12 protein-coding genes are annotated in these 16,699 nt (G+C 52.0%); 5 read left to right on the plus strand and 7 right to left on the minus strand.

What is annotated here, in order from left to right; genetic code table 11:
* Positions 1-2: 2 nt before the first annotated feature.
* Together uspE and fnr are read right to left on the minus strand one after the other, a co-directional pair.
* Complete coding sequence (gene uspE, locus HGO41_RS12160) at positions 3-962, minus strand: universal stress protein UspE (protein ID WP_013575565.1); 960 nt, start codon at positions 960-962, stop codon at positions 3-5.
* Positions 963-1,097: 135 nt separating this feature from the next.
* Complete coding sequence (gene fnr, locus HGO41_RS12165) at positions 1,098-1,853, minus strand: fumarate/nitrate reduction transcriptional regulator Fnr (protein ID WP_013575564.1); 756 nt, start codon at positions 1,851-1,853, stop codon at positions 1,098-1,100.
* Between the two features lie 440 nt (positions 1,854-2,293).
* Between fnr and HGO41_RS12170 the strand changes: the two genes are divergently transcribed.
* On the plus strand, positions 2,294-3,319 hold the full coding sequence (locus HGO41_RS12170) for a TerC/Alx family metal homeostasis membrane protein (RefSeq protein ID WP_250981062.1): 1,026 nt from the start codon (positions 2,294-2,296) through the stop codon (positions 3,317-3,319).
* Positions 3,320-3,398: 79 nt separating this feature from the next.
* On the opposite strand, the gene HGO41_RS12175 is transcribed toward HGO41_RS12170, so the two are convergent.
* Together HGO41_RS12175 and HGO41_RS12180 are read right to left on the minus strand one after the other, a co-directional pair.
* Positions 3,399-4,619, minus strand: a complete 1,221-nt coding sequence (locus HGO41_RS12175; RefSeq protein WP_013575562.1) for a glycosyltransferase family protein — start codon at positions 4,617-4,619, stop codon at positions 3,399-3,401.
* A gap of 119 nt (positions 4,620-4,738) precedes the next feature.
* Entirely contained in the window at positions 4,739-5,554 is an 816-nt protein-coding gene (locus HGO41_RS12180; protein WP_250981063.1) for a mannosyl-3-phosphoglycerate phosphatase-related protein, read from the minus strand.
* Between the two features lie 214 nt (positions 5,555-5,768).
* On the opposite strand from HGO41_RS12180, the gene smrA reads away from it, so the two are divergent.
* Both smrA and apbE read left to right on the plus strand, forming a co-directional pair.
* Complete coding sequence (gene smrA, locus HGO41_RS12185; protein WP_015689944.1) at positions 5,769-6,335, plus strand: DNA endonuclease SmrA; 567 nt, start codon at positions 5,769-5,771, stop codon at positions 6,333-6,335.
* A gap of 114 nt (positions 6,336-6,449) precedes the next feature.
* Positions 6,450-7,490 (plus strand): FAD:protein FMN transferase ApbE, encoded by a 1,041-nt coding sequence (gene apbE / locus HGO41_RS12190; RefSeq protein ID WP_250981064.1) that lies wholly within the window; start codon positions 6,450-6,452, stop codon positions 7,488-7,490.
* Between the two features lie 46 nt (positions 7,491-7,536).
* On the opposite strand, the gene glgX is transcribed toward apbE, so the two are convergent.
* Entirely contained in the window at positions 7,537-9,819 is a 2,283-nt protein-coding gene (glgX, locus tag HGO41_RS12195) for a glycogen debranching protein GlgX (RefSeq protein ID WP_013575558.1), read from the minus strand.
* Positions 9,820-10,031: 212 nt separating this feature from the next.
* Here glgX and HGO41_RS12200 point away from each other — a divergent pair, with 212 nt between their 5' ends.
* Together HGO41_RS12200 and cbl are read left to right on the plus strand one after the other, a co-directional pair.
* Positions 10,032-10,976, plus strand: coding sequence for a 2-hydroxyacid dehydrogenase (locus HGO41_RS12200; protein ID WP_166860327.1), 945 nt, complete (start codon positions 10,032-10,034; stop codon positions 10,974-10,976).
* Between the two features lie 192 nt (positions 10,977-11,168).
* Positions 11,169-12,122, plus strand: coding sequence for an HTH-type transcriptional regulator Cbl (gene cbl, locus HGO41_RS12205; RefSeq protein ID WP_013575556.1), 954 nt, complete (start codon positions 11,169-11,171; stop codon positions 12,120-12,122).
* A gap of 127 nt (positions 12,123-12,249) precedes the next feature.
* On the opposite strand, the gene HGO41_RS12210 is transcribed toward cbl, so the two are convergent.
* Both HGO41_RS12210 and HGO41_RS12215 read right to left on the minus strand, forming a co-directional pair.
* A complete protein-coding gene (locus HGO41_RS12210) occupies positions 12,250-14,193 on the minus strand; it encodes an exoribonuclease II (protein WP_013575555.1) in 1,944 nt (647 codons plus the stop codon).
* A gap of 149 nt (positions 14,194-14,342) precedes the next feature.
* Entirely contained in the window at positions 14,343-16,649 is a 2,307-nt protein-coding gene (locus tag HGO41_RS12215; RefSeq protein WP_250981065.1) for an FdhF/YdeP family oxidoreductase, read from the minus strand.
* Positions 16,650-16,699: the final 50 nt, after the last annotated feature.

The raw sequence follows: 16,699 nt of genomic DNA on the forward strand, positions 1-16,699 counted from the left end.
CTTTACTCGTCTTCATCTTCTTCGTCGTCATCTGACGTAATAGGGCATTCGAAATCATCGGGTTTGATTGCCAGCAAATCGCATTTCAGATGGTCGATCACCTGTTCGGTAGTATTCCCCAAAAATGCGGCAGAAAGGCCGGTGCGGCCAATCGCACCAAGAACAACCACACCTGCCTGCAAATGCTCTGCAAGGTCAGGAATGACTTCTTCCGGCAGGCCTTTTTCCACGTGCGTATATTTTTCATCAAGCTGGAATTTCTGTCGCAACGCTTTCATCGCGATCAGATGCTGACCGCGGATGGCGTCGTTATATACGCTTGGGTCGAAGTCCGGCAGTTCAATAGCAATATTGATTGGCGTAACCGGATAGGCGCCGACCAGATGGACTTCCGTCTGATTAACGTGAGACGCCAGCTCAATGGTCTCTTTCACCAGTTTAATGTTGAGCGGGTCGTGATAAGGTTCTTCGCTGGAAAGGTTGACAGCAACCACCGCTTTGCCGCCTTCCGGCCACGGCTGGTCTTTTACCATCCATACCGGACACGGACATTTACGCAGTAAGTTCCAGTCAGTCGGAGTGAAAATAACAGACTCAAGGCGGTCATGCTGATGAGCCATTTTCAACAACAAGTCGTGATTATTCGAAACGACTTCCTGAATGATGGCTTCGAAAGGTTTGTTATGCCAGACAACTTTGACATCAATGGGAATGCCCGCTTCGACATAATACCGGCACTGTTCTTTAATCCATTCTTCCCGTTCGCTGATCACACTTTGTCGCATACTGGTCCGTTCGTCGGGCGACAGCATGGTGGTCATCTCATAGGAGAAGTCATAAATCGACAGGAAGGCTTTGATGCGGCCGCCATTACGTTGCACCAGATAAACGGCACGACGTAGCGCGGGTTGGTCATCCTGATTGGGGTCTATAGCAACCAGTAAATTCTGATACTTAGCCATGGGGACTCCTTAACACCTGTAGAAGAACGGCGGTCAGTGTATTAAGTACAGAGTAAACCAAGATTAAGCAATCGGACAGAGGAGAAATTGAGTCGGATCAACAAATTATTCTTTGCAGATCCGACTCAATATTTATCAGGCAGAAACCGGAGCAGACTGACCGGCTAATTGAGAAAGCATTTCATGATTCTCAATGGTGATGTATTTACCTTTTACGCTCAGCATTTCTGATTTCTGGAAACGACCGAGTAAACGGCTGATAGTTTCCACGGTCAGGCCGAGGTAATTACCGATGTCGCCACGGGTCATGGTCAGGCGGAATTCGCGCTGAGAGAAACCACGTTGCGCAAAGCGGCGGGAGAGGTTGTAGATAAATGCAGCCAGTCGTTCTTCAGCATTTTTCTTCGACAACAGCAGGATCATATCCTGGTCGCCTTTTATCTCACCGCTCATCAGGCGCATCATTTGCTGGCGCAGATTCGGCATTTTTCCGGAGAGATCGTCGAGGGTCTCAAACGGAATTTCACAAACCATAGACGTTTCCAACGCTTGCGCAAAACTTGGATGCTGTAAGCCTCCAATGGCATCAAAACCCACTAAATCGCCCGCAAGATGGAAGCCAGTGATTTGCTCGTCGCCTTGCTCAGTGATGGTGTAACTTTTGATGGTGCCTGAGCGAATCGCATATAAAGACTTCAGTTCATCACCGGCTTTAAACAATGCCTGACCTTTTTGGATCGGCTTTTTCCTTTCAATAATGTTGTCTAACTGATCGAGCTCGTGTTCGTTCAGTGTGAAAGGAATACAAAGCTGGCTGATGCTACAGTCCTGACAATGGATTGCACAGCCACCAGATTGGATACGTCGAATAATACGCTTTTCCGGGATCATAAGAGTCACTCTGGCAATATTGATATGGGTCAATTTTAACATCTTTTGCAGCGAGTGATAAGTAGCTATAAGTAGCTAAAAGGGCGAAATGTTAAAAAACCCCGTTTTTTAACGGGTTTTTTTTCTCATTATTTTGATCTGCACTGAGAATTAAGCCCAATTGAGAATCAATGAGATTCAAAGCTGGATCAAATTATCAGTAAAAAGAATATTTAAATTTTAGAGAATAAGTAGATTGAATCAATTTAGGAGAGAAAACGTCTATTTCATTATCCGTTTTGGTTCGTTATTGACCAAGGTTTTTTGCAATTCTTGCCGTAAACGACGCATCGGATTATGGCATAAAACGCCGTACCGGATCGACTTTGATACCCATTCACCTCACAACCGCTTACAATGGCTGAATTCGTTTAGCTTTCGTTTACTTTAGGAAAGGTGTAATGCAGTCTGATTCTCTGGGTTTTCCGTTTGAAACCACGCTTGTTTTTGTCGTTGTAGCTGTTGCGGCGCTGCTGACTGACATCTTTGCCCACCGCAGTCATAAGCCTATCAGCCTGAAAAGTGCCTCCCTTTGGACCCTATTCTGGATCGCTGTTTCTCTTGGTTTTGCCGGATTCTTATATATCCATCACGGCAAAGAAGTCGCCAGTCTTTTCCTTACCGGTTATGCGCTGGAACAGGTGCTTTCCATTGATAACCTGTTTGTGATTATGGCCATTTTTGCCTGGTTTAAAGTGCCGGATGGCTATCGTCACCGCATTCTTTACTGGGGCGTGATTGGCGCAATTGTCTTCAGGGGGATTTTCGTGGTGATTGGTACCAGCCTGCTGGCGCTGGGGCCATGGGTGGAAATGGTGTTTGCCGTTGTCATTCTCTGGACCGCTATTCTGATGATGCGCGCCTCCAGCGATGATGAAGAAAATGATGATTACTCCGATCATATTGCTAACCGTATGGTACGTCGTTTCTTCCCGGTGTTCCCGAAACTGGTGGGGCCACATTTTCTGGTCAGCAGTGAGCAGGTAGAAGCTGAACTGGCGAAGCCGGAAAATCAGGGCTTCAGCTTTACGGTGAAGAAGGGCGTACGTTATGCAACGCCGTTATTGCTGTGCATTGCTGTGGTTGAAATTTCAGACCTGATGTTTGCGTTTGACAGCGTACCTGCCGTCATCGCTGTCAGCCGTGAACCTCTGATCGTCTATTCCGCCATGATGTTTGCCGTGCTTGGTTTACGTACGATGTATTTCGTGCTCGAGGCTCTGCGTAAATATCTGGTGCATCTGGAGAAATCAGTGATCTTCCTGCTGTTCTTCGTGGCGGCAAAACTGGCACTGAATTCCAGTAACCATCTGTGGCATCACGGGATTGAAATCAGCGCATTAGCCAGCCTTTACGTGGTGCTGGGTGTTCTGGCGTTAGGCATCATTGCCAGCTTACTTTTCCCAGGGAAAAAAGAAGCCGCGTAACGCCAGTCTGAAATTTATGCATAAAAAAACGCTGCGATTGCAGCGTTTTTACTTTCTGCGGTAATTCTTTTAAAAGGCGTTACACATCGCCTTCATTATCTTTTTCGACTGCTTCATGAATGCGGTCCAGCATGTCCGGGAAGGCGGACTGCACACGGCTCCAGCTTGGAATGAACGGCTTTTCGCTCGGCGTATCCACAAAAGCCTGACCGGCTTCCATGATCGCGCCTGAGAATAATTCTACCGCCGATTCCTCGCTGTGACGGTCAAAAGTTAACCCGTTCATTTTGGCGTCATTTTCAAATCCGTCGATCATGTCCAGCGCATTACGATAATAGGTCGCTTTCAGAATACGGAAAGACTCACTGGTAATATTCACGCCGAGAATAGCCATCTTACGATACAGCGCTTTGGTGATATCAATACTCATGCGCTGTAAACCATTAGACGCATCCTCTTCTGACATCGGCTGGTGTTTATGGTCGTAATTGTCGGCAATATCCACCTGACAAATACGCTTGGTCGCCGTATTACGGTGCAGTTCTGACAGCACACCAATTTCCAGCCCCCAGTCACTCGGAATGCGCAAATCGTTCAGAACATGCGTGCGCATCGCAAATTCACCTGAAAGCGGGTAACGGAAGGTGCGCAGATACTCAAGAAAATCAGAGTGGCCGTAAACGATTTGCAGGGATTTCAGCAACGGGAAAACCAGCAGGCGACCGACGCGGCCATTGAATTTCCCGTCTGCCACACGGGCGTAATAACCTTTGCAGAAATCGTAATGGAAGTTGGGATTTGCCACCGGATACATCAGGCGAGCCAGCATCTCGCGACTGTACGTGACAATGTCACAATCATGCAGCCCGACCACTGAGGTGCGGCGCGAGGCCAGCGTATAGCCGACACAAAACCACACATTGCGGCCTTTGCCCGGTTCATTCGGGGAAAGGTTTTCTTTCTTAAGCTCCTCATCCAGTGCAGTCAGGCGCGGACCGTCATTCCATAAAATGCGGTGACGCTGCGGCAGGCGGGAGAAAAATTCGCGGGCAAATAAAAATTGATCACGGTCAGCGCGATCTAAACCAATAACGATTTCTTCCAGATACGGGACTTTCGTCAGCTCGTCGACAATGCGCGTCAGCGCCGGACCTTCCAGTTCTGAAAATAACGACGGTAATATTAATCCCATTGAACGGCGGCCGGAGAACACCTGCAGATCGTATTCCAGTTCTTCGACTTTACGGTTCGTCAGATTATGAAAATTAGTAATGACACCATCCTGATAAAAATCGCTCATACGGTATTCTCCAATTTTAGAATAGATAAAATTATTGGAAGTCTTCTCTGCAAACACAGAACGATAAACAATGTGGAAACCAACTGTTAATAAAGTATTTTACCTTTTCCATTTTTCCTTCAGAGAAGGGTAATAAAATGATTCAGCCCCTGACTCCAGCCGCGCGGGCCAAATTCATCGGTGCGAAAAACCTGTGTCACATCGTCTCGCTGTAGCGGCATTTCATGCTCATGATGGCCTTTGATCACCACGGCGTAATTCACCGCTTCCAGCATGGATAAATCATTAGGGCCATCTCCCAGACCTATGCTTAACACCGGATGACCGCGTTTTTGCTGATAGCGCGCCGTTACCCATTGCACCGCCTGACCTTTACCGGCACCGGCCCCCATTACGTGCCAGAAACGCCCGCCGCGTGTCAGTGACAGGCCTTCGCGCGTGAGACATTTTTTCAGGTGCGCGAAATCCAGATCATTACCGAACCAGATCAGCGGTTCAGAAGCGTCACGTTGCATCGCCAGTGCCGCGTCCTTGACCGCCAGTCCGGTCCAGACTGCGACCTGTTTCGCCGTAACATCACCAAAGCCGCGAAACTCAAAATCATAACGCTGGCGTAGTTCCACTAAAACCTGGCGGATCTCGCGATAACTCGCGCCGGAAAGGTGAAACGGCGCGGCGTCCTCATCCCGCCAGTCAGGTGGCAGATGAATGATTGCGCCATTTTCTGCAATAAAAGGCTGCTGTGTCAGATTCAGATCAGCCTGCAGTTCCGCCACTTCGGCTGAGGTTTTACTGGTGGTTAAAATTAACGGAACCTGTGCCACCGAGAGTTTATCCAGCCAGGGCTGCGCGGGTTGCCAACTGTAATCATGATGGTCGAGCAGTGAGCCATCAAGGTCAGTGAAAATAATCAAGGGATCATCAAGGTAAGGCATTTTTTCTCCTCAATTGTGCCGGGGAACGCAAGCACAAGCTCACTGGTTTACTTCTTCCCCAGCAGCTAAGTATAGATATAAAAATGAGTTTTAACGGCGGGCAGGGCATTTCCGGAATTTTTACCGACGCAGTTCCGCAGGCGTGTGACTTTACCCGCAGCGGGTTTATGGCGATAATTTGGTGCAGTCCCCCCGCTGAAAAAGAGGTAAGCAGATGAGCGAAGATGATGATTTATTCAGTCAGGAGATGGCAGGTGTACAGCCACTGGCGTCGGATAAACGGGTGGTCTACCTCAAAAACTCAGTTGCGGGGCACAAGGTGAGTGCAGACCCTGAGTCGGAAATACGTGAGAATCCGCTGACTACCGGCTTTCTGAATATTCAGCCATGCGATGACCCTCTCGAATACAAACACGATGGCGTACAGCAGGGAGTGCTGGATAAACTCCGGCAGGGGAAATACCCGCTGGAAGCCAGCCTGAACCTGTTGCGCAAACCTGTTGAGCAGTGCCGTCAGGAACTGTTTGCCTTTTTCTGTCAGGCACAGGCTGAAAATTTACGCACCTTGCTGATTATTCATGGGCGTGGCCGCGAAGACGAAAGTCATGCGAATATTGTGCGCAGTTATATTGCCAAATGGCTGCAGCAACTGGATGACGTGCAAGCGTTTTGCGTCGCTGTTCAGAAAGATGGCGGTGCAGGAGCCTGTTATGTCGCACTAAAGAAAACCGCGCAGGCAAAACAGGAAAACTGGGAGCGCCACGCCAAGCGCAGCCGGTAATTTTTATTGCGCTATGGTTCAACGGTGCGTCCGTTGCAGCGTGGTTTAAGCATCACCCCTTACTGTCCTGATACTTTTCATGCCCGGAGACGGGCACTTAATCGAGTTATTTCCATGTTCTCAATACCGGTTTATCTGCGCTGTACACTTGTGTTGTGCGGCGTCAGCCTTTTATCTGCCTGTGATCGTCATATTCCTGAGCCGCTGGTGATTGAGGGCAAAACTATGGGCACGTTTTATCGTGTCAGTCTGGCAGGAGTGGATAAAAACCGGGAACCGGCGCTGCGCGAACAAATTGAAGCGCAGCTTAAAGAAGACGATCATCAGCTGTCGACTTACAAAGATGACTCCGTACTGTCACGTTTTAATCAGTATCAGGGCAACGTGTCGCAGCCGATCAGTGAAGGAATGGCCGATGCGATTGTTACCTCCATCCGGATTGGCAGGCTGACCGGTGGCGCGATGGATATTACTGTCGGCCCGCTGGTGAATCTGTGGGGATTCGGGCCGGACAAACAGCCGGTAAAAATCCCGACAACGGAGCAAATCGATGCCGCCCGCGCCCGCACGGGTTTACAGCATCTTAAAGTGATCCAGCAAAATGACGGGCAGTACCTGCAAAAAGATTTACCCGGGATGTATGTCGATCTCTCGACCGTGGGCGAAGGCTACGCTACCGATCATCTGGCACGTTTAATAGAAGGCAACGGCATCAGCAATTATCTGGTGTCTGTCGGCGGAGCGGTGGTTTCCCGCGGGCATAACGCGCAGGATAAACCCTGGCAGGTGGCAGTTCAGAAACCGACAGACAAAGAAACTGCGGTGCAGGCGATTGTTGATTTGCAGGGCATGGGGATCAGCACATCCGGCAGTTATCGTAATTATTACGAACTGAACGGCAAACGCCTTTCACACATCATTGATCCGGCGACCGGTTCGCCGATCACGCACAAGCTGGTGTCAGCCACGGTGATTGCACCGACCGCACTGGAAGCGGATGGCTGGGATACCGGCCTGATGGTACTTGGCACGAAGAAAGCGCTGGCGCTGGCTGAGCAACAGCATCTGGCGGTGTATCTCATCACCAGAGAAGGCGACACGTTTAAAAGCTACATGTCTCCACAATTCAAAGCCTATCTGAAAGATCCGGAGTAGGTTTTCGCTGCTTCAGATCCTCCTTGTCTGAAGCAGCGCCAAAGTCTTAGTGTTTCGCGGTGCTGATCAGCTCGAACAACACGACAGTGCGGGAGGTGCAGACGTACTCGCGGCCAAACTCAAAGTTGTGCTCGTTGATGTCGTCCGGCTGGAAGGTATCGAAAATATGTCGCCAGCTTTCACCGTGCGCCACCGAAGGCAAGGTGAACACCACGTCTTCGTGTGACGCGTTGAACAGCAGCAACACGGTGCTTAGTGAGCCCTGGCGAACCAGACCGGTGGGCTGGGCGCGCCCGTCAAGCAGCATCGCAATGCATTTGGCATGCGGATCTTTCCATGCCGCATCCGTCATTTCCGGCCCCTGTGGCTGGAACCAACTGACATCTTTCACTCCCAGTTTTTCATGCAATGCGCCCGTCAGGAAACGTCCGCGATGCAATATCGGGAAGCGCTTACGCAGGGCAATGAGCCGGTAGGTGAATAGCAACAACGACTGACCTTTGTCTCCAATATCCCAGTTCACCCAGGCAATCTCTGTGTCCTGACAATAGGCGTTATTATTGCCGTTTTGCGAGCGGCCAAATTCATCACCCGCAAGCAGCATCGGCGTTCCCTGAGAAAGCAGTAACGTCGCCAGCATATTACGCATTTGCCGCAACCGCAGTTCATTGATGGCCGGATCGTCAGTCGGGCCTTCCACACCATAGTTGGCCGAAATATTGTTATCGCTGCCATCCTTGCCGTCTTCGCCGTTCGCTTCGTTGTGTTTACTGGCATACGACACCCAGTCATTGAGCGTGAAACCATCATGGGCAGTAATAAAATTCACGGAAGCATAAGGCTTGCGGCCCCGGTGATTAAACAGATCTGCTGAACCGGAAAGCCGTGTGACAAACTGCGCCAGTTGGCCCTCGTCGCCACGCCAGAATTTGCGCACCGTGTCGCGGAACCGGTCGTTCCATTCCATCCAGCCCGGCGGGAAGCCGCCCACCTGATAGCCGCCGGGACCGCAATCCCAGGGTTCGGCGATCAGTTTGCACTGACTGAGGATCGGATCCTGACGGCAGGTGTCGAGAAAACCGCAGCCCTCATCAAAGCCATAGCTTTCACGTCCGAGGATCGTCGCCAGATCAAAGCGGAAACCATCGACCTGCATCTCGGTTGCCCAGTATCGCAGCGAGTCTGTGACCATCTGTAATACGCGCGGATGACTGAGATTGAGCGTATTACCGGTACCGGTATCGTTAATGTAATAACGCTTATTGTCCGGCATCAGCCGGTAATAGCTGGCGTTATCGATACCTTTAAAAGACAGCGTCGGACCCAGCTCGTTACCTTCAGCGGTATGGTTGTAAACGACATCCAGAATGACCTCAATACCCGCAGCGTGCAGGGTGGCGATCATTTGTTTGAATTCGTTGACGGTATGCGTTGCCATATATTGCGGATGCGGCGCAAAGAAACTCAGCGTGTTGTAGCCCCAGAAATTATGCAGACCTTTGTCCTGCAAGTGCCGGTCATCGGTGAAGGCGTGGACCGGCATCAGCTCGACAGACGTGACCCCGAGAGAACGGATATAGTCCACGATATGCGGCGTGCTCATGCCGGAAAACGTGCCGCGCAAATGCTCAGGTACTGCCGGATGGCGCATGGTATAGCCGCGTACATGCGTCTCATAAATCAGGGTTTTTTCCCAGGGGATATGTCTTTTACGTGAACGGGCCCACGAGAATGCCGGATCAATCACCCGGCATTTAGGCAAAAACGGTGCGCTGTCACTGTTATCGATGTGCAAATCTTTCTTTGGGCTTTGCAGGTCATAGGCAAACAGAGCATCGTCCCATTTCAGTTCGCCGACAATCTGCTTGGCGTAAGGGTCGAGCAGTAACTTGGCGGGATTAAACCGGTGACCATCGTGCGGCGCATAGGGACCATGCACGCGATAGGCATACAGCAGGCCAGGACGGGCATCCGGCAGATAACCATGCCAGACTTCATCGGTATATTCCGGCAGTTCGATCACATCATATTGCTCGCCGTTTTCGTTAAAAAGACACAGTTCTACCTTGGTGGCGTTGGCTGAAAACAGTGCGAAATTTACGCCCAGCCCGTCCCAGGTCGCCCCCAGAGGCACCGGCAGTCCTTCGCGTACCCGTGTGGTGTGTCCGGAATCGAAACTGCGCACAATTTCACCGTCGCTGTAAGGCTCGATAATACGTACGCCAAACTCATCTACTGCAATATCAACCTGTAAATGCGCCGGAAGGGTGCGGATTGCTTCCGTTGTTACGGCAGGTTTACTTATCTTGCTGGATCGGGCCTTTGCCATACTTGACGTCACTCCGTTTCAGGGAAATCTGACAAAAATTGCCGAAAAGGGCCGTCTGCGTTCACGCAGACGATAACAACGAGTGTAGACCGGACTTCGTAACTTCTCCCGTAAACCGCCGAAAAGCTGTACAAGAGGAAGGGCTTCGTCGATAGTGAAAGCGAAAAAGCTAGCCTGCTAGTTATTGTCTGACTTTATCCAGAGGAATCTCCATGACCATCGCGTTGCTCAGCCATGTTGAACTTGATGCTGGCTATCCTGACCGGTTCGAAGTGGCCGGTTTTACTCTCTTTTTTGCGACGACGCCTGAACAACGTGCGAACCTTGATCCGCAGATTGCTCAGCAAATCCGTGCGGTATTAACCATTGGCAGCATCGGACTAAGTGCAACTGAAATGGACGCGTTACCGGCGCTGGAAATCATTTGTGCACAGGGTGTAGGGTTTGAACATATTGATGTCGCGGCTGCAAAACAGCGCGGTATTCACGTCACGAATGGCCCCGGCACCAATAACGCTTCTGTCGCTGACCATACACTGGCGCTGATGCTGGCGGTCACGCGGAAAATCCCGCAGTTTGATGCCGCTGTACGTACGGGAGAATGGAAAAAAACGCGCTGGAATACGCCGGGAATGGCGGGTAAACGTCTGGGAATTATCGGGCTGGGAAATATCGGTGCATTGATTGCCCGCCGCGCGGCGGGCGGATTTGATATGGCGATCGGGTATCACAACCGGCGTTCGCTGGAAGACAGCCCGTACCGTTATTTCCTCACCATCACTGAGCTGGCTGAGTGGGCTGATTATCTCGTGGTGGCGACGCCGGGCGGCAAAAATACCGCCAGGCTGGTGGATGGCAATATTCTGCGCGCGCTGGGGCCGGAAGGGTTTTTGATTAATATTGCGCGGGGAAGTGTGGTGGACAGTGCCGCGCTGATTGCCAGCCTGCACAATAACGAAATCGCCGGTGCCGCACTGGATGTGGTGGACGGCGAGCCGCAGGTGCCGGCGGAAATGCTCACGCTGGATAATCTGGTGATCACGCCGCACGTCGCGGGGCGTTCGCCGGAATCAGTAGAAAATATGCTGACCCTGGTGTTATCAAATCTTGAGGCGCATTTTGGCGGCAAACCGGTCTTGACGCCGGTGCCAGAGTAAGCCGCTGATTGTTACCGTTTTGCTGAGAATGCTTTAAAAACGCTGCTTGCCGGCGTTTTTTTATGGCAGCCAAAAAACAGACACCTGATTTCTATAGTCGTAAAAAGCATAAGTAACCGCTTTTTCTTATTTGTCTGGCATAGCAACAGATCGTAACAATAGGGTTTTCGGCAAGCAAAGAGGCAGACAGCGGTGAACTTTCAACAACTCAAAATTATACGGGAATCAGCGCGATGCAATTACAACCTGACCGAAGTATCGAACATGCTGTTCACGTCGCAGTCAGGTGTCAGCCGTCATATCCGCGAGCTGGAAGATGAGCTGGGCGTTGAGATATTTATCCGTCGTGGAAAGCGCTTACTGGGGCTGACTGAGCCGGGTAAAGAGTTGCTGGCAGTGGCCGAGAGAATTCTCAATGAGGCGCAGAATATCCGCCGTCTTGCGGATGTTTTCTCTAAAGAAGATGCGGGCGTGCTGACCATCGCCACCACTCACACTCAGGCGCGTTACAGTTTGCCTAAAGTCATCAAAGCTTTCCGTGCGATTTATCCGGGGGTACGCCTCGAGTTGCATCAGGGTTCGCCACAGGAAGTGCTGACAATGCTGCTGAGCGGGCAGGCGGATGTCGCCATCGCCAGCGAAAAGCTGATGAATGACCCGTCAGTCGCCGCGTTTCCGTATTACCGCTGGCATCACGCAATTGTCGTACCGCAAGGGCATCCGCTGACGTTGCAACACCCGCTGACGTTACAACATCTGAGCGAACAACCGCTGATCACCTATCGTCAGGGTATCACTGGCCGTTCCCGTCTCGATGAAGCTTTCAGCCGTGCCGCGCTGACCGCCGATATCGTGCTGAGTGCACAGGATTCTGATGTGATTAAAACCTACGTCGAGCTGGGATTGGGCGTGGGCATCCTGGCAGATAAGGCATTTGAAGCCGCCCGTGATACCGGCCTGCAGTTGATCAATGCGGAGCATTTATTTGAAGCCAATACGGTCTGGCTGGGACTGAAGAAAGCGCAATTGCAGAGAAACTACGTATGGCGGTTTATCGAATTGTGTAATCCGGGGCTTTCTGTGAATGAGATCAAAGAGAAGGTATTTGCAACGGGCGGGGAGCCGGTGATTGACTATCAGATCTGAGGGGCAAGCTTTTCGCTCCTCCCCCTGCGAAGGAGGAGGCTGGGAGGGAGCTAACGGAGCTAGGTAAATTTTACATATAAAAAAACCGGTCATGAGACCGGTTTTTTATCTTCGCTAAAAGCGAAACCTAGACTGCCGGTTTGGCGATCACATTGCGGTTTTCCATGCGAACTTCAGCAATGTTCACCTCAATGATGTCGCTCTGGCGGTAGGCCACTTCGCCTTTGATCAGGACAGTACCGGTATCGGCGCTGCACACCAGTTCGTCGCGCACGCTGTGCAGGAACGGAGCAGGGATGAACGCCACGGCACCGATATCTTGCAGACGTATGCGCAGGCCGCCGCGGGTGACATCGATAATTTCAGCACTGAATTTAACGTCAGTGCCGACTTTATCTTCCAGGTAACGGGCATACAACCAGTCACCGACATCGCGCTCGGCCATGCGGTTGGCACGACGGCGTTCTGCCAGTTGAATGGTCATGTCGTCCTGAGGTTTTTCAGCAGACTGTTGCAGGATCATCGCTTTCAGCAAACGGTGGTTCACCATGTCGCCGTATTTACGGATAGGTGATGTCCAGGTCGCATAAGCTTCCAGCCCCAGGCCGAAGTGCGGCCCCGGAGTGGTGCTGATTTCTGCAAAGGTCTGGAAACGACGGATGCGACTGTCGAGGAACTGGGTTGGCAATGCATCAAGCTTACGGCGCAGAGCGCAGAAGCCCGGCAGGGTCAGCAGTTCTTCAGCGTTGGCTTCAACGTCATTCGCCTGCAGCACGGTGACCGCGTTTTCCACCAGCAGAGGATCAAAACCGGTATGCACGTTATAAACGCCGAAACCGAGGCTGTCGCGCAGGGCGATAGCGGCACAGACGTTGGCGGCAATCATCGATTCTTCAACGATGCGGTTAGCAATGCGGCGATGCTCGGCGATGATTTCCAGCACGTTACCTTTCTCACCCAGCACGAAGCGGTAATCAGGACGGTCTTTAAATACCAGTGCATGTTCGGTACGCCATGCGCTGCGCACGTCGCAGACGCGTTTGAGCAGGCGGATCTGTGAGGCGATCACCTCACTGGCCGGTTGCCATTCGCTTTTCTCATCCGCTTCCAGCCAGTCAGACACGTCGTCATAAGCCAGTTTGGCTTTCGACTCGATAGTCGCCGCGAAGAAACGAATGTCGCTGCCCAGTGTGCCATCTGCGCCGACTGTGACAGAACACGCCAGAACCGGACGGCTGACGTCCGGCCACAGGGAACAGATATCATCGGACAATTCACGCGGTAGCATCGGGATGTTGAAGCCCGGCAGATAGTTGGTGAATGCGCGTTTTTTCGCAATGTTGTCCAGCTCGCTGCCTTCGCTGACGTAAGCCGTCGGGTCAGCAATTGCGACAGTCATTTGCAGGGTGCCGTCGCTGTTGTCTTTCACATACAGCGCGTCATCCATGTCCTGCGTACTGCCGCTGTCGATAGTGACAAATGGCAGGGCGGTCAGGTCTTCGCGGGTCAGGCCTTCATCGCGTAGCTCGGCAATGTCAGATTTCGGCGCTTCACGTTCAAGGTTATGACGTGCCAGCGTGACCCACCACGGCGCAAGATCGTCGGCGCCGGTGGTGATCCATTCGGTGATTTCAGCCTGGAAGCTGTGGTCGCCTTCTTTCAGCGGGTGACGGCGCATTTCAGCCACACACCAGTCGCCGTCATTCACTTCATGATTGATGCTGCGGGCAACGCGGCACTGAATAGCATCACGTAATAAAGGATGATCCGGAATGATAGAAAGACGGTCGTCTTTCTTCGTTACGCGGCCAACAAAACGGCTGAGAAAAGGTTCAACCAATGTTTCCGGCTGGACGACTTCACGCTCTTTTTCGGTTTGCAGGGAAGCGATAACGCGATCCCCGTGCATGACTTTTTTCATGTACGGAGGCGGAATGAAATAGCTTTTTTGACCGTCTACTTCAAGAAAGCCAAAGCCTTTCTCAGTGCCTTTTACGATGCCTTCGACACGCGGAGTCTGAGAGTGAAGTTGCTGTTTTAGCTGCGCGAGCAGCGGGTTATCTTGAAACATATCGTCCAGAGAATTGGGGGTTAATGTGGCTCGATTAGCGGCAGACAGTTTTACGCGATCTGACCCCTTCGGGCAAGCGGCATCTGCCCCTTTCGCCTCATAACCCTGAAGCGAAAGGGGAGATTTGCGCGATGTCGCGCAAGTACGACTTATGCGATACGTTGCAGGTCCACTTTTTGTTCGCAGCGACGGATAGTCACCGGTACGGCTTTGGAGGTCGGGGTGTGGGTCTGGTCACCAAAACTGGACATCGGCACCAGCGGGTTGGTTTCCGGATAATAAGCCGCCAGGTTACCGCGTGGAATATCGTAGCTGACCAGTTTAAAACCGGTCACTTTGCGCTCAATGCCGTCGTTCCACAGCGTTTCGATTTCCACCAGTTCACCGTCTTTCAGGCCCAAGTCCACCAGATCCTGCGGGTGAATGAACAACACTTCACGCTGGCCGTAAACACCACGGTAACGGTCATCGAGGCCATAAATGGTGGTGTTGTACTGGTCGTGAGAGCGTAACGTTTGCAGGGTGAACGGCGCATTCTGGTCGCCCATCGGGATCAGCACTTCAGGCAACGGTGATGCACTGAAATTGGCCTTGCCACTCAGGGTGTTGAATTTCAGCTCTGCTGCCGCATTACCGAGATAGAAACCGCCTTTGATATCGCAGCGCGCATTGAAATCCCGGAAGCCCGGAATGGTGGCTTCAATATGCTCGCGGATAAGATTGTAATCGTCAGCCAGCGCCATCCAGTCGAGGTATTTATCACCCAGAACGGCATTAGCGATACCGCAGACAATCGCGGTTTCAGAACGCTGTTCTTTGGATAACGGAATGCCTACGCCTTCGGAGGCATGTACCATGCTGAATGAGTCTTCAACGGTGATGAACTGCGAACCGGTCGCCTGCATATCCAGTTCGGTACGGCCCAGCGTTGGCAGGATCAGCGCTTCTGCACCCGGCGTCAGGTGCGTACGGTTCAGTTTGGTGCTGATCTGAACGGACAAATCCAGATTGCTTAGCGCCTGTTCTGTACGCGGAGTATCCGGTGCCGCCGCCGCCAGATTACCGCCAAGGCAGATCAGGACTTTGGCTTCTTTACGCAGCATGGCTTCCAGCGCTTCTACGGTGTTGTGACCCGGGACACGCGGTGGTGTGAATTTGAAGTGGCTTTCCATCGCATCGAGCAACGCTTTTGGCGCTTTCTCATCGATACCCATGGTGCGGTTACCCTGCACGTTGCTGTGACCGCGCACCGGACACAACCCGGCGCCAGGTTTGCCAAGCTGACCAAACAACAGTTGCAGGTTGGTGATTTCACGCACGGTCGGCACAGAGTGTTTATGCTGCGTCACGCCCATCGCCCAGGTACAAATCACCCGTTCGGCGTTCATATAAATGCTTGCCGCTTCGCGCAAGTCCTGTTCACTCAGACCTGACTGTTCAGTAATTTTTTCCCAGCTGGTGGCATCGACCACGGCCAGATACTCATCGACACCAGCACAGTTTGCCGCGATAAATTCTTCATCGAACAGGGAAGGCTGACCGGAAGCAATACGTTCGCGGTGTGTCTGCAATAACGCTTTAACGATACCGCGCACGGCCGCCATGTCGCCGCCAAGGTTTGGCTGATAATAGGCGGCGCTGATACGACCGGCTTTCGGTGTGACCACTTCCAGCGGTTTTTGCGGATCGGCAAAACGTTCCAGACCCCGTTCACGCAGGGTATTAAAGCTGACCACTTTTGCCCCCCGGTCAGACGCATGACGCAGACTGTGCAGCATACGCGGGTGGTTGGTGCCCGGGTTCTGGCCGAAGACAAAAATGGCGTCTGCTTTCTCAAAATCATCCAGACGGATAGTGCCTTTACCGACGCCGATGCTTTGTTTGAGGCCCACACCGCTGGCTTCGTGACACATGTTCGAACAGTCAGGGAAGTTGTTGGTACCGAACATACGGCCGAACACCTGATACAGATAAGAGGCTTCGTTACTGGCACGCCCGGAGGTGTAGAAATCTGCCTGATCGGGACTTTCCAGCCCGTTAAGATGGCTGGCGATCAGTGAGAATGCGGCATCCCAGCTGATAGGCTCGTAATGATCGGTGGTGCGGTTGTAACGCATCGGATGGGTAAGACGCCCCTGATATTCCAGGAAATAATCGCTCTGTGCACGCAGCTTACTCACACTGTGTTGAGCAAAGAACTCAGGTTCGACGGCTTTGCGGGTGGCTTCCCAGCTGACGGCTTTCGCACCGTTTTCACAGAAGCTGAATGTGCTGTGATTATCGTCTCCCCAGGCACAGCCCGGACAGTCAAAACCGCGACCTTTGTTAACACGCATCAGGTTACGCAGGTTAGAAAGGACTTTCTTACTGTCGAAGACGAAACGGGTGGTGGATTCCAGTGCACCCCAGCCGCCGGCCGCGCCGTGGTAGGGTTTGATATCAGTTTTGAATTTCATAGTTATGCTTCGCAGGTGGTTTTTGTCTTGTCTGTGAACAAACCGGATGA

Source organism: Rahnella sp. CG8, from assembly GCF_023701875.1.
Lineage (GTDB): Bacteria > Pseudomonadota > Gammaproteobacteria > Enterobacterales > Enterobacteriaceae > Rahnella > Rahnella aceris.

What these genes read in the sequence shown, in the direction of transcription:
- smrA (WP_015689944.1), top strand. Translation starts at nt 5,769, where the DNA reads ATGAGCGAAGATGATGATTTATTCAGTCAGGAGATGGCAGGTGTACAG.
- HGO41_RS12175 (WP_013575562.1), bottom strand. Translation starts at nt 4,619, where the DNA reads ATGAGCGATTTTTATCAGGATGGTGTCATTACTAATTTTCATAATCTG.
- HGO41_RS12170 (WP_250981062.1), top strand. Translation starts at nt 2,294, where the DNA reads ATGCAGTCTGATTCTCTGGGTTTTCCGTTTGAAACCACGCTTGTTTTT.
- HGO41_RS12210 (WP_013575555.1), bottom strand. Translation starts at nt 14,193, where the DNA reads ATGTTTCAAGATAACCCGCTGCTCGCGCAGCTAAAACAGCAACTTCAC.
- fnr (WP_013575564.1), bottom strand. Translation starts at nt 1,853, where the DNA reads ATGATCCCGGAAAAGCGTATTATTCGACGTATCCAATCTGGTGGCTGT.
- HGO41_RS12215 (WP_250981065.1), bottom strand. Translation starts at nt 16,649, where the DNA reads ATGAAATTCAAAACTGATATCAAACCCTACCACGGCGCGGCCGGCGGC.
- apbE (WP_250981064.1), top strand. Translation starts at nt 6,450, where the DNA reads ATGTTCTCAATACCGGTTTATCTGCGCTGTACACTTGTGTTGTGCGGC.
- uspE (WP_013575565.1), bottom strand. Translation starts at nt 962, where the DNA reads ATGGCTAAGTATCAGAATTTACTGGTTGCTATAGACCCCAATCAGGAT.
- HGO41_RS12200 (WP_166860327.1), top strand. Translation starts at nt 10,032, where the DNA reads ATGACCATCGCGTTGCTCAGCCATGTTGAACTTGATGCTGGCTATCCT.
- HGO41_RS12180 (WP_250981063.1), bottom strand. Translation starts at nt 5,554, where the DNA reads ATGCCTTACCTTGATGATCCCTTGATTATTTTCACTGACCTTGATGGC.
- glgX (WP_013575558.1), bottom strand. Translation starts at nt 9,819, where the DNA reads ATGGCAAAGGCCCGATCCAGCAAGATAAGTAAACCTGCCGTAACAACG.